18 protein-coding genes and 2 tRNA genes are annotated in these 12,592 nt (G+C 48.0%); 16 read left to right on the top strand and 4 right to left on the bottom strand.

Annotation, left to right across the window (positions count from 1 at the left end):
- The first annotated feature begins 17 nt into the window (after nucleotides 1-17).
- Nucleotides 18-608, top strand: coding sequence for a histidine phosphatase family protein (locus ASF99_RS14130; RefSeq protein ID WP_050678475.1), 591 nt, complete (start codon nucleotides 18-20; stop codon nucleotides 606-608).
- Here the strand turns inward: ASF99_RS14130 and ASF99_RS14125 are convergent.
- Complete coding sequence (locus ASF99_RS14125; RefSeq protein WP_050678476.1) at nucleotides 605-1,096, bottom strand: YwpF family protein; 492 nt, start codon at nucleotides 1,094-1,096, stop codon at nucleotides 605-607. The genes ASF99_RS14130 and ASF99_RS14125 overlap by 4 nt on opposite strands.
- 143 nt (nucleotides 1,097-1,239) lie before the next feature.
- Between ASF99_RS14125 and ASF99_RS14120 the strand changes: the two genes are divergently transcribed.
- Nucleotides 1,240-1,566, top strand: coding sequence for a hypothetical protein (locus tag ASF99_RS14120; RefSeq protein WP_029342848.1), 327 nt, complete (start codon nucleotides 1,240-1,242; stop codon nucleotides 1,564-1,566).
- A 50-nt stretch (nucleotides 1,567-1,616) separates the two neighbouring features.
- On the opposite strand, the gene ASF99_RS14115 is transcribed toward ASF99_RS14120, so the two are convergent.
- Nucleotides 1,617-3,068, bottom strand: a complete 1,452-nt coding sequence (locus ASF99_RS14115) for a nicotinate phosphoribosyltransferase (protein ID WP_055969553.1) — start codon at nucleotides 3,066-3,068, stop codon at nucleotides 1,617-1,619.
- Nucleotides 3,069-3,085: 17 nt separating this feature from the next.
- Entirely contained in the window at nucleotides 3,086-3,619 is a 534-nt protein-coding gene (locus ASF99_RS14110) for a cysteine hydrolase family protein (protein WP_050678478.1), read from the bottom strand.
- Between the two features lie 163 nt (nucleotides 3,620-3,782).
- On the opposite strand from ASF99_RS14110, the gene ASF99_RS14105 reads away from it, so the two are divergent.
- The 3 genes from ASF99_RS14105 to ASF99_RS14095 are packed head-to-tail and all read left to right on the top strand — an operon-like array spanning nucleotide 3,783 to nucleotide 4,831.
- Nucleotides 3,783-4,058 carry a 4a-hydroxytetrahydrobiopterin dehydratase gene (locus tag ASF99_RS14105; RefSeq protein WP_023469630.1) on the top strand — a complete coding sequence of 92 codons (276 nt, stop codon included), beginning with the start codon at nucleotides 3,783-3,785 and terminating at the stop codon, nucleotides 4,056-4,058.
- Nucleotides 4,048-4,548, top strand: coding sequence for a hypothetical protein (locus tag ASF99_RS14100; RefSeq protein ID WP_050678479.1), 501 nt, complete (start codon nucleotides 4,048-4,050; stop codon nucleotides 4,546-4,548). The genes ASF99_RS14105 and ASF99_RS14100 overlap by 11 nt, the downstream gene beginning before the upstream one ends.
- A 19-nt stretch (nucleotides 4,549-4,567) precedes the next feature.
- Nucleotides 4,568-4,831 carry a hypothetical protein gene (locus tag ASF99_RS14095; protein ID WP_023469628.1) on the top strand — a complete coding sequence of 88 codons (264 nt, stop codon included), beginning with the start codon at nucleotides 4,568-4,570 and terminating at the stop codon, nucleotides 4,829-4,831.
- A 48-nt stretch (nucleotides 4,832-4,879) separates the two neighbouring features.
- Here the strand turns inward: ASF99_RS14095 and ASF99_RS14090 are convergent, their stop codons facing one another.
- Entirely contained in the window at nucleotides 4,880-5,620 is a 741-nt protein-coding gene (locus tag ASF99_RS14090) for a rhomboid family intramembrane serine protease (protein ID WP_055969550.1), read from the bottom strand.
- 68 nt (nucleotides 5,621-5,688) lie between these two features.
- Between ASF99_RS14090 and acpS the strand changes: the two genes are divergently transcribed.
- The 11 genes from acpS (at nucleotide 5,689) to ASF99_RS14035 (ending at nucleotide 12,545) form a co-directional block, all read left to right on the top strand.
- On the top strand, nucleotides 5,689-6,069 hold the full coding sequence (gene acpS / locus ASF99_RS14085; protein WP_055969547.1) for a holo-ACP synthase: 381 nt from the start codon (nucleotides 5,689-5,691) through the stop codon (nucleotides 6,067-6,069).
- A complete protein-coding gene (gene alr, locus ASF99_RS14080; protein WP_023469625.1) occupies nucleotides 6,047-7,120 on the top strand; it encodes an alanine racemase in 1,074 nt (357 codons plus the stop codon). The genes acpS and alr overlap by 23 nt, the downstream gene beginning before the upstream one ends.
- 139 nt (nucleotides 7,121-7,259) lie before the next feature.
- Nucleotides 7,260-7,484 carry a hypothetical protein gene (locus ASF99_RS14075; RefSeq protein WP_023469624.1) on the top strand — a complete coding sequence of 75 codons (225 nt, stop codon included), beginning with the start codon at nucleotides 7,260-7,262 and terminating at the stop codon, nucleotides 7,482-7,484.
- 3 nt (nucleotides 7,485-7,487) lie between these two features.
- Entirely contained in the window at nucleotides 7,488-7,838 is a 351-nt protein-coding gene (locus tag ASF99_RS14070; RefSeq protein WP_023469623.1) for a type II toxin-antitoxin system PemK/MazF family toxin, read from the top strand.
- Nucleotides 7,839-8,032: 194 nt separating this feature from the next.
- The gene (locus ASF99_RS14065; RefSeq protein ID WP_023469622.1) at nucleotides 8,033-8,359 is read left to right on the top strand and encodes an STAS domain-containing protein; all 327 of its coding nucleotides are present in this window, start codon (nucleotides 8,033-8,035) and stop codon (nucleotides 8,357-8,359) included.
- Nucleotides 8,356-8,838, top strand: a complete 483-nt coding sequence (gene rsbW, locus ASF99_RS14060; RefSeq protein ID WP_023469621.1) for an anti-sigma B factor RsbW — start codon at nucleotides 8,356-8,358, stop codon at nucleotides 8,836-8,838. Before ASF99_RS14065 ends, rsbW begins: the two co-directional genes overlap by 4 nt.
- A complete protein-coding gene (gene sigB, locus ASF99_RS14055) occupies nucleotides 8,804-9,601 on the top strand; it encodes an RNA polymerase sigma factor SigB (protein WP_023469620.1) in 798 nt (265 codons plus the stop codon). Before rsbW ends, sigB begins: the two co-directional genes overlap by 35 nt.
- Before the next feature lie 63 nt (nucleotides 9,602-9,664).
- The gene (locus tag ASF99_RS14050; protein ID WP_055969544.1) at nucleotides 9,665-11,785 is read left to right on the top strand and encodes a Tex family protein; all 2,121 of its coding nucleotides are present in this window, start codon (nucleotides 9,665-9,667) and stop codon (nucleotides 11,783-11,785) included.
- Entirely contained in the window at nucleotides 11,782-12,222 is a 441-nt protein-coding gene (locus ASF99_RS14045) for a SprT family protein (protein WP_023469618.1), read from the top strand. The genes ASF99_RS14050 and ASF99_RS14045 overlap by 4 nt, the downstream gene beginning before the upstream one ends.
- Nucleotides 12,223-12,371: 149 nt before the next feature.
- Nucleotides 12,372-12,446 (top strand) — tRNA-Asn (locus ASF99_RS14040).
- A gap of 7 nt (nucleotides 12,447-12,453) precedes the next feature.
- Nucleotides 12,454-12,545 (top strand) — tRNA-Ser (locus ASF99_RS14035).
- Nucleotides 12,546-12,592 lie beyond the last annotated feature (47 nt).

Below are 12,592 nucleotides of genomic sequence, written 5' to 3'. Positions count from 1 at the left end.
ATGAGGGAGACAGAGACATGACTGAAATTTGTTTAGTGCGGCATGGTCAGACGGATTGGAACTTAAACGAACGGATTCAAGGAAGAGAAGATATCCCGTTGAATGCAACAGGAAGAAGACAAGCGGAACTCAGCGCCGCTTATCTATCGAATGAAAAGTGGGATGTCTTAGTAGCAAGTCCCTTGTCGCGTGCCGTTGAGACGGCGGAAATCATCGGTCGTGCTGTTGGCTTAACGATTACAGCGACAGACGAGCGACTTGTCGAACGCGAATTCGGAGCCGCTTCCGGTGAACCAGTCGCAGCGATTTACGAGGCTGTTCAAGCGAACGATACGACACTTGTGCCGGGTCTTGAAACGGAACAAGCCATCCAGGATCGCGTGTTCGATGCGTTACAGGAAGCGACACGCATGTATGAAGGGAAACGAATTCTAATCGTCTGTCACTCGCATACGATCAAGGCAGCCTTATCATCGATTGATGCGACGTTCAGTTACCGGACACCTTTGAAAAACGCGTGTGCGAATTATATCCATCATACAGATCACTATACGATTGACCGAATCAACGTAGCGGACCACATCACGGATGAGGTCGAAAAACCTTAAGAAACGGGTGCGTTCGGATGCTCTGTCAAATATTGCTTGAATGTTTCTTTAGCGATGCTTGTGATATGGGCGCCACGTTTCGAACGACGATCCTTATATTCTTGAACGAGTTCTTCGCCAGCGAATCCATCTTCGACGACTTCGCGTAAGATCGATTCAGATAAATCATTCTTCATCATGACCATCTTACCCGTGAAGACATACGAGACGTTTTCGCTTAAGACAGTCCGTTCAAGGGGCGTGACGATCATCGCGGCAGGGTCATTATCAGGTCGTGAGATCGTGATTTCAATCAAAGCACGTAAATGTTTTGTGAACAATTCATCGACGATCGGCTGATCCGTTGGAGGAACGACGATTTCTGCAACCCACTGTGCCGTCTGTTCGGTACTGACCGTCAATCCGTCCTGAATGGCGACGGGAATCGTCGTATCACGTCCTGACTCGTCCATTAAAATGCGTAAAGTGCATAACTTAAAGGTTTTCATGAAAAAAATGCCCTCCCTTGATCGCTTACGATTTTCCTACAGTATACCGTGAGGAATGTGGGACGGGAAACTTTTCCTGACGAAATCCGTATGAACTATGTTTAAATAAGACTAGATACTACTAAACAGGAGGATCGTTCATTATGCCGCAAGTACTCATTGGAATATTAGGAATCCTGGGTATCGTTCTACTTGCCCACCATATCATCATGTATTGGCATGCTGAACCGACAGACCGCCCGACGCTTGCATATCGCATTGCGCTCCTGATTGCCTGTTTGCTACTCATTAGTGGAAGTGATCATTTAATCAGTATTTTCTACGCGGATTCCTTAGCTGAATTCGGTCAACGCATCACGTATATCGTCTTCATCGGAGGTGCACTTGGCTTCGCATGGTACTTTCGTAAGAAGATGGAACAAGCGCCAACAGAAATGACACCTGTCGGAAACGAAGCAGGATTAACATGAGAAAAAGCGCCGTTCATCCTGAGGGAGGAAGAACGGCGCTTTTTGGCGTCTTATTTTAACCCACTTGCCAGTCGGGTATCCCGAATCATGTCGAGTTTGAGCTTCCAGAGACGATCGCTGAATGTGACAGCATAGATCTCTGGCAAGCGCAGTCGTTTGTACTCTTCCCACAGACGACCAATCTGTGTTTCGTGGAAGTGGCGACTCTCTTCGATCGTCGGCACTGTATAGATCAACTCTCCATCCTTGAAGATCGGTTCAAGTAAGCGCTCGACCTTGAACTGTTCGATGCGGTTCCGGAACGATGGGTCCCGGACGTCGATGAGATCGACAGCTTCAAGTGTTGACGGATCTTCGTCCATCAACGTCACGTAATCGCCTTTGAACTTATCCGTCACCGGATCGATGATGCGATAGACTTCCTTGATATGGGGCGTCGTCGTCTTGGCTTTTGACGAGGATACTTTAATGACGGGTGCGAGCTCGCCATCTACTTCACGTGCGACCAATTTGTAGACCATCCCAAGAGCCGGTTGTTCGTAAGCTGTAATACCACGTGTTCCGACGAGGAATGTATTGGCTTGGGCACCTTGGATGCGTAAGTCCTGAATGACGTACTCATCGAGGTCCCCTGACAAGACGATGTCGACTTCCGGGAAGCCAGCTTCGTCAAGCATGTTACGGGCACGTTTTGACAAGTAAGATAAGTCGCCAGAATCGATCCGGATGCCACGCAGTTTATGCCCTTTGGCTTGGAGTTCCTTCGCAACCGTGATGGCATTCGGAAGACCACTCTTGAGCGTATCGTACGTATCGACGAGTAATGTCGCCTGATCCGGATAATGAGAAGCGAATGTCCGGAATGCCGTCAATTCGTCATCGTGGAATTGAATGTCGGCATGTTCCATCGTTCCACCACACGGAATGCCGAAGTCGCGTCCTGCTGAAGCAAGGCTTGTGACGTCAAAACCAGCCAGGTACGAAGCACGCGTACCGAAGTAAGCGGCATCGATGCCTTGCGCGCGACGGGCACCAGCTTCGAGGAACTTCGCACGAGGAGCTGATTGACGAATACGTGCGTACTTCGTCGCGATGAGCGATTCGTGGTTCGCGATGTTCAAAATCGCGGTCTGTAAGAGCTTCGCTTCAAAGATGCGTGCCTCGATCCGAATCAGTGGTTCGTTCGGGAAGACGATTTCGCCTTCTTTGACACTTGAAATCGAACCATTGAACTTGAACTGACGCAGTTCATCCTTGAACTCATCCGGGAAGCCGATCATCTCTTGCAAGTACGTGATATCTTCTTCCGTGAAACGGAGTGTTTGAATGTACTCGATGATATTTTCGAGACCCGCAAAGACGACATAGCCTCCTGCGAACGGATTCGAACGGTAGTAAACATCAAAGACGGCGCGTTCATTATGACGTCCTTCTTTCCAATAGATATACATCCACCGTGGTAAGTACAGATCGGTATGGAGTGCAAGATTACGTTGTAACATGACGGACAGATCCCTTCTTATTCGCCGACGACTTCAGCGCCGATCGATTGTTTAAAGTGTGTAAGCGCCCACTCGTGACCAGTCGCGTTAAAGCTTGCGACCGCATCGGCATGGACGACGATACGATACCCGAGATTGTAGGCATCGACAGCTGTATGAAGGACACAAATGTCCGTACAGACACCGACGAGGTGGACTTCGCGGATACCGCGTTCACGCAAGCGTAAATCGAGGTCCGTCCCGGCGAACGCACTATAACGCGTCTTGTCGATGACGTGATCGGCGACCCGTGCCATGGCTGCGACTTTCCCGAACAGATCACGTCCATGTGTCCCGCGGATATTGTGTGGCGGGAAGAGGACGGTTTCTGGGTGGAACGTATCGCCTTCTTCGTGAATATCGTTGGCGATGACGACGTAATCTTCCGTTGAAAATTCCTCCATCAACGTAGCGATCCGTTCTTCAATCGCTTGTCCTGGTTTTCCACAAGTCAGCTTTCCTTCGTCAGCAACGAAATCGATCGTGTAATCAATGACAATCAGAGCGCGCATATGCGTAAGCCCCTTTCCGATTTTGAATTAGTGTTCTCTTTCACATTGTACTCTATCTCACACAGAAGGCAAAAGGAAGAAATCGGATACAAACAGGTATAGAGAAGTAAAAGAATGGGGTATAAGGTATAGGACGAAAATGATAGTAGAGGAGGAGAAAGGGATGGCTAGGTTGAATGAGTATGAAGTGGAAGAGCGTCTTGAGCGGTTGCAAGATTGGAGTGTCGTGGATGATGAAATCGTCCGGACCTATACACTTGCATCGTTTCCTGCGGCACTGGATTTTGTACAGGAAGTCGGGAGTATCGCTGAAAACTTGAATCATCATCCACGGATCGTGATCGACTATAAAAACGTCACACTTGCGGCGACGACTCATGATGAAAACGGATTGACGGAAAAAGACTTTCAACTTGCGGAGGCCTGTGATGCCATCTAAACTTTCGATTACATTTGGTAGCGGTTCGTTCGTTGAACAAATTCGCTCCCGTGATGCTCATATTCGTGTCGCTAGCGGAAGCGGCGATGCCATCCTCTGGATGGAAACAGACTCGAAATCGCCTTTTCAAAGTGGCAATACGTACACGTTGCTCGAATCACGTGGCAATTTTTCGGATGAAGGCAGTCTCTTCTACTGGTCGATTCCGGCAGATCAAAATAGCGGGGATCTATTCGTACATCAAGTGATGTCGAATCCGAAAGTCATCGGAGCAGAATATGGTGGCTTCCAGGCCTTTCGGATTGGACGTGTCGAGAAGGGAACGGATCTTGTCTTATTGATTCAGTTCCAAGAGACAGGGGACGGGGCTCGTTATGCAAAATCAGTTGAACGTCTTACGGTAGACCAGTATGCTGAAGAGGCAGGGAAGTCGTTCGCGCCTTCTCCCGTCATGAAACGGTATCAAATCGTACCACCAACAAATGAGTGAGATGCAGGGGGACTAACAGATGAAGAAGAACTATTTTGTCGTAGCAACACTTGGTGGCGCACTTGTCGGCGCTACTTTATCACTACTGCATAAAGATACGCGCCAAGCGCAGTTTGCAGCAGTGAAACGGACATTCAGCGGCGCAGGAACACAATTGTCTGCTGTCAAACAAGATCCAAAAGGGCGCTTTGAAGAACTAAAAGCACTCTATACGGACAATCAGGAGACGATCCATAACCTGATTGACGACGTGAAGGACTTAGCAGAAGTACTTCGCAAATAAGCAAAAAAAGGACTCGCGCGTGTAGCGGAGTCCTTTTTTTATGCCATTTTACAAGTAGCGGAAGAATAATCCGAGTACGGCAAACGCGATGATGATATAGAAGAAGATCCGACCGAGTTGACCAGAACCGCTTACGAAGACAGGTCCACCGCTCGATCGACGACCGGTTTGGAACGGACGTGTGAATGGAACGGCACGATTACCAAAGACGAATCCGAAGAGGAATCCGAGGACGAAACCGTACAAGTGACCGAATACAGCGACATTTGAGCCGAGTAACGTAAAGACTGCCGTGACCGCAGTAAAGATATACACAAGACGTGTATCGTCTGCTAGGATGACTGTCCGCTTGAATCGGCTCAAGTAGACATAAAACCCAAGCAAACCAAGAATGGCACCCGATGCTCCAGCTTGACCGTAAAACGGTTCATTGATTTTCGTGAAGTACGTCAAGATGTTCGCGAGCGTACCGACGAGCAAGTAAAAAGCGGCAAATCGAGCATGTCCGATCATCCGTTCAAGCGGTGGAGCGAAGATGACGAGAGCAAACGTGTTGAACGCAATGTGCCAAAAATCATAATGCAAGAACGTGGCCGTGACGACACGCCACCATTCACCTTGTCCAATTAAGAGATTGATTGCTGCGCCTGCACTTAAAGGAGAGAACGTCAGATTAAGGAGTGCACCTAACTGTTCGATGACAAACAGGGCGACTTGGATTAAAATTAACAACGAAACGACCGGATAAGAACGTGTGAACGTTTGTAGGTTTTCCGTTCGACTAAACATGACAACACCTCGCTTCATCTTCATTCTATATGAAGATGGCGAAGAATAGAACTGTGGAGGCGTCTCGGATGATTTATGGAATTGGCATCGATTTGGTGGAACTGGATCGAATCGAGCAAACGCTTGAGCGGCAGCCACGTTTTGCCGGAAGAATCTTAACGCAGATAGAGCAGGAACGCTATCAATCGCTCTCAGGACACCGTCGCATCGAGTACCTCGCTGGACGTTTCGCTGCAAAGGAAGCGTTCGTCAAAGCATTCGGAACCGGCGTCGGAAAAGAAGTTTCCTGGCAAGACGTTGAAATTTTAAACGATGAGACAGGGCGACCGATCATGAGTGGACCATTCGATGGCGTCATCCACGTCTCGATCACACATTCAGAGCATTATGCATCTGCGCAAGTCTTATTAGAGAAGAGGGAATGGGATGTACCGACCAACTTGGATTGAAATCGATCGGGAAGCGATCGCACATAATATACGCGAAATCAAAACACGGATGGGCGAACAACAGGTGATGGCGGTCGTCAAGGCGGACGGCTATGGTCATGGGGCAGTGACGGTCGCTGAGATCGCTCTTGAGAACGGAGCTGACTTACTCGCTGTCGCGCTCCTCGAAGAAGCGATCGAGTTGCGAGAAGCGGGTATCCAAGCACCGATCTTGATGCTTGAGGCTTTACTACCGGAACATGCGACGGTCGCTTCGAATTATGATGTCGCCGTTCCTGTCTTTTCAGCCGATTGGCTTCAGGAAGCGAAACGTCATTTGACAGAAATCGATCATCTTCGTCTGCATATCAAGGTCGATACCGGAATGGGACGACTCGGACTGCAACATGTCGATGAGTTGAAGCGAATTCTTGCTGAATGTGATGATGATCTCGTCGAACTCGAAGGCATCTATACGCATTTCGCGACTGCTGACGAGTTGAACAGCCGATTGTTCGAACGCCAACTTGAAACGTTTTTATCGTATGTCGCACTAGTACCGGATATCCGTTACATCCACTGTGCCAATTCGGCGGCAGCGATTCGTCTAGCAGGTCAAGCGCCGTTTAACGTCGTTCGAGTCGGTATCGCTTTATATGGGGCGATGCCGTCGGATGAGATGGCAGGACATTACGAGTTCTTAAAACCGGCGTTTTCACTGAAAAGTCGTCTGATGCAGGTCAAACAAGTCGAGCCCGGTCAAACGATCAGTTACGGGGCGACCTATACGGCACCGACGGATGAATGGATCGGTACTGTTCCGATCGGTTACGCGGATGGCTGGTCACGCAAGTTCCAAGGCTACTCATTGATTGTGGACGGTCTACCGTGTGAAATCGTTGGTCGAGTCTGCATGGACCGGCTCATGATTCGATTACCAAGGGAATATCCAATCGGAACGGAAGTCATTCTGATTGGAGAAGGGGCACCGATCGAGGAAGCAGCCCATTGGCTCGGGACAATCAACTATGAAGTTCTCTGTCAATTCTCGAAGCGCGTGCCGCGTCAATGATTCGTACAAGACATCAATAAGATGGCAAAAATATGTTATTTGTTTGAATTTTGATTGTATTTTCTGAATTCGACTGATATATTGAAGTAGAAAGTGAGTCGTTCGTTAAGGTTTCAGTGAATCTGGAGGTGCCATTATCTTGGTCCAACAACGGGAAATGCAGTTTGTTGAGCGAAATGTAGCGAAGGAGACGATTGGGATGAAGTCGAACCATACGACCGAAGAACGCAAGCGTCAGCTACGTGAGGAATTGAAACGTGGTTACGAAGAAATGGCAGCAATCAATTTATCGATCGTTGGCGAAATGTTCCAGATTGAAACGGAGGCGGAGTTCTCACTCCTACGTCAAGTAAGCGGGGTGTAAGCTTTGATAGTCAAACGTGGCGACGTGTTTTATGCAAATTTGTCACCTGTGGTCGGATCGGAACAAGGGGGAGTTCGTCCCGTGCTTGTTCTACAAAATGATATTGGTAACCGATTCAGCCCGACAGTCATCGTGGCTGCGATCACGGCACAGATCGACAAAGCCAAACTACCGACCCATGTGGAAGTATATCGAGAGCGACACGGATTAGAACGTGATTCGGTCATCTTACTTGAGCAAATCCGTACAATTGATAAACGCCGTCTAACGGATAAAGTCACACATCTAGATCCAGACACGATGATGAAAGTAAATAGTGCCGTCGCAATCAGCTTAGGCTTGGTTGATTTTTAGGCACTTACATAGAAGCGCAACACAAGAAGAGTCGATACTAGCGTATGCGACTTTTTTTGACCTCTTTTTTTATAAAATGGGTTTTAAAGTTTTCTTTACGGGGAAACATACCCAAGTGACCTTTTTATAAAGGGATGAGGTAGGATGAATAGCAAGACCACATAGACAGATTTTCCTTGAGGAGGAACTTGAAGATGGATTTAACAATTAAAACAGAGCAGCTTGACGGTCAGACGCATCTTTATATCGCAGGTGAGATTGATACGTATACAGCACCAAAGCTTCGCCAAGAACTAGTCCCGGCAGTTGAAACAAACGATGTCGTCGTCCATTTGGATGAAGTACACTACATGGATTCGACAGGTCTCGGCGTGTTCGTCGGAGCACTCAAAGCGGCGAAAAAGAACGGTACATCGTTCACGCTCGTCGGCGTTTCTGAACGCATCCGTCGTCTATTCGAAATTACAGGTCTTTCAAGCATCATTACAATCGATAGTGGTGTAAGAGGTGGAACGCAATGAAGAACGAACAACTAAACATGACATTACCGGCAAAACCGGAATATGTAGCCATTGCCCGTCTGACGGTTTCAGGTGTCGCCAACCGGATGGGATACACGTATGATGACATCGAAGATATCAAGATCGCTGTCTCAGAAGCATGTGCGAACGCTGTTCAACATGCGTACGAAGGAAAAGAAGATGGTAGCATCGCCTTGACATGTAACGTCTATCCGGATGATCGTCTCGAGATTGTCGTCAAGGATAACGGCATTACGTTCGATAAAGATGAGGTCAAACGCCAAAGTGAACCGATTACGGATGCACACGATCTCGATTCCTTGCATGAAGGAGGACTCGGTATCTTGATGATCGAAGCATTGATGGATCAAGTAACGATCGAGAAAGCGAACGGCGTCACTGTCCATATGACAAAATATATGAATAGAGATGAGGTGGGTCAAAGTGCCAGCAAAGTCTCAACAACGCCATCACAGTGATGATGAAGTACTTCGACTGATTGATTTGTATCAGCAGGACGACCAAGATGAGGAAGTGCATGCGGCATTACTCGAGCGTTATTCAGACTTGGTAGAAGCTTTGGCCCGAAAGTTCTCGCGTGGTCGACCGATTCATGACGATCTTGTTCAGGTCGGCATGATTGGGTTGCTTGCAGCGCTTCGTCGCTTCGATAAGGAATTCGGTCGCAGTTTTGAGTCGTTTGCTGTTCCGACGATCATCGGTGAAATCAAACGTTTCATCCGCGATAAGACATGGAGCGTCCACGTTCCACGTCGCATCAAGGAACTCGGACCGAAAATTAAGAAGGCAGTCGAGGAGTTGACGACGGAGTTGCAACGCTCTCCGCGCATCGATGAGATTGCTGCGCGTCTTGAAGTATCGGAAGAGGAGGTCCTCGAAACACTTGAGATGGGTAAAAGCTATCAAGCGTTATCCGTTGATAGTTCGATTGAGGCAGATCAGGAAGGTAGTACTGTTACGTTACTCGACCTCGTCGGGAATCAAGAAAACGGCTATGACTCCGTCGATCAGCGTCTGATTCTTGAAAAGGCATTTGCTGTCTTAACGGACCGCGAACGTTCGATTCTCGAATGTGCCTACTACCGTAATATGAGTCAAAAAGAAACGGGCGAACTACTCGGCATTTCGCAAATGCACGTTTCCCGTCTCCAACGACGCGCTTTACAGAAGTTACGTGAAGCGATCAAAGTCGAACCAAATGAAGTATTCTCAAAAGACTGACCTCGTGTCAGTCTTTTTTCTTTTCCATGCGTTCTTCGGTATAATGAATGAGAGGTGAAGCAGATGGAAAAGAGAATCGCAAGTGAATTGAATGTACGTCCTGCGCAAGTGAAGGCAGTCTTACAATTGACGGAAGAAGGCGGTACGATTCCGTTCATCGCCCGCTACCGGAAAGAACAGACAGGTGAACTCGATGAGGTCGCGATCAAAGCGATTCTCGATCGACATAAACAATTAACGCAACTTGAAAGTAGACGGAGTGACGTCCTTGAAAAAATCGAGGAGCAAGGTGCATTGACGCCGGAACTCCGTCGAACGCTCGAGGAAGCGACGACGTTACAACAAGTCGAAGATATCTATTTACCGTTTCGACCAAAACGTCGGACAAAGGCGGAAATTGCACGGGAAGCAGGGCTTGCACCACTTGCCGACTGGTTCCGCGACAAGTCTGCTTATGATGAAGCGACATTCCATCGCTTGAGCAATGGGCTGGATCCGGAAGAAGCGCTTACTGGGGCACAATCGATCATTGCCGAGGAGTGGGGCGAACAAGCGACGGTGCGTGAGTTCATTCGTAAGCAAATGCGCCGTTCAGCAGAAATCGTCACGAAACAGAAAAAGGATGCAGTCGATGAAAAAGGTGTCTTTGCACAGTATTATGCCTACAGTGAACGGATTCAACAGATCGTTCCGCACCGGATTCTTGCGATTAACCGTGCGGAAGCATTGAAAATCGTCTCTGTGAAAGTCGTGTTAGAGGAACAACAGGTTTTACCGACATTGCTTCGTTCCTACGCACAACTGGCGCCAAAGAAACGTGATATCGTCGAAGCGGCGATCACGACGGGCTATAAAAAATCGGTCTTTCCTGCCATCGAACGAGAAATTCGAAATGAACTGACGGAAAAGGCAGAGTTCCAAGCGATTGACGTCTTTGGTAAGAATCTCCGTCAACTCTACATGCAACCACCGATGAAAGGGAAAGTCATGTTGGGACTGGATCCGGCCTACCGGACAGGATGTAAGTGGGCAGTCATCGATCCGACAGGTGAAATGAAGGAAGTCGGCGTCATTTACGTGACGATGTCAGAGCAAAAAGCAAAAGAAGCACGTCAAACCCTTTCGCAGCTCGTTGATACATATGGAATCGAGTTGATTGCGATCGGGAACGGAACTGCTTCACGGGAAACAGAAGCATTTGTTGCGGACTGGATGAAGGGGCAAACAGATATCGCCTTTACAATCGTCGACGAGGCAGGGGCGAGTATTTATTCCGCTTCAGAGATTGCCCGGACGGAGTTTCCAGAGCTTCAGGTCGAACAACGATCCGCGATTTCGATTGCGCGTCGTTTGCAGGATCCACTCGCTGAACTTGTCAAAGTCGACCCGCAGTCTGTTGGAGTTGGTCAATATCAACATGATGTCTCGCAAACGAAACTGAAGGAGACGCTTGATTTTGTCGTCGAGACGGTCGTCAACCAAGTCGGAGTTGATGTTAATACAGCGTCAGAACCGCTTTTGAGTTACGTCGCAGGGATCACGAAGGCGACAGCGAAAAAAATCGTTGAACGCCGCTCGGAACTTGGGACGTTTAAGACACGCCAGGAATTATTGAAAGTTCCTCGTCTTGGTGCAAAAGCCTACGAACAGGCAGCAGGATTCCTGCGAATTCTAGAAGGTACGCATCCGCTCGACCGGACGCCGATTCATCCGGAACAGTACAAAACAGTCGAGAAGTTATTTAAGACACTAGGCTTAACGCTGGATCAAGTTGGAACGGATGCGGTGCGGGAACAATTGTCTACATTGTCATTACCGGAGATGGCACAGACGCTCGAGATCGGAGAGCCGACATTACGTGACATCATCGAAGCGTTACAACGTCCGGGTCGTGACCCTCGGGAAGCGCTCGATAAACCGTTGCTCCGCCAAGATGTTCTATCGATGGATATGATCCAAGTCGGGATGGAGTTCCAAGGGACAGTCCGGAATGTTCTTGATTTTGGTGCGTTCGTTGATATCGGAGTGAAAGAGAATGGTTTAATTCATATCTCGAAGCTCAGTCGTAAACGTGTCAAGCATCCACTTGATGTCGTCGCTGTCGGGGATATCGTGACAGTATGGGTGACGAATGTTGAACCAGAGCGGGGACGGATTGGTTTGACACTGGTTCCGCCGAAATGACGAATGAACAATTACAACGATACGTCGAGCAACTGTCGCTCGACGTATTTTCCTTACCGTTTCGACATAAAGCTTATTTTAATCCACGGCTGAAGACGACAGGTGGTCGCTATTTCTTAGGCGATCATCATTTAGACTTCAATAAACGATATATCGATGACATGAAAGTCTTCCGCGGAATCGTGATTCATGAACTGTGTCACTACCATTTACATCTAGCAGGAATGGGACACCGTCATCAAGATCAAGACTTCAAGGAATGGTTAGAGCGCTACGATGGGCTTCGATACAGTCCGAGAAGACAAGAAGACGAAAAAAAATCCTATCTTTATGAATGTGAGAAATGCAGCACATTATATAGAAGGAAAAGACGCATGAATACGGAAAGATATCGATGTGGTCGATGTCGTGGAAAGATTTTTTACAAAAGTAGTTGACGTTCATTTCGGAGCATGATAAATTATAGAAGTCGTCAAAACGACAGCAACTAAACAACTTATCGTCACTAAAAACTTTTTTAAAAAAGCATTGACGGAAAGAAAAAAAGTTGCTACTATATAAAAGTGTTCCGAACAGAACGTAACGTTCCGCAATAGCTCAGCGGTAGAGCAACCGGCTGTTAACCGGTAGGTCGTAGGTTCAAATCCTACTTGCGGAGCCATTCTTTTGGAGATGTACCCAAGTGGCTATAAGGGGCGCCCCTGCTAAGGGTGTAGGCCGGGAAACTGGTGCGAGGGTTCGAATCCCTCCATCTCCGCCAGACCTCTTATGTGAAAATGTTTCTTGAGAATAATTATTAATTACGAT

The organism is Exiguobacterium sp. Leaf187, from assembly GCF_001423925.1.
GTDB classification, from domain to species: Bacteria; Bacillota; Bacilli; order Exiguobacteriales; family Exiguobacteriaceae; genus Exiguobacterium_A; species Exiguobacterium_A indicum.
Note: the sequence above shows the minus strand (reverse complement) of the source record. Positions and strands in the feature narration are given on the sequence as shown.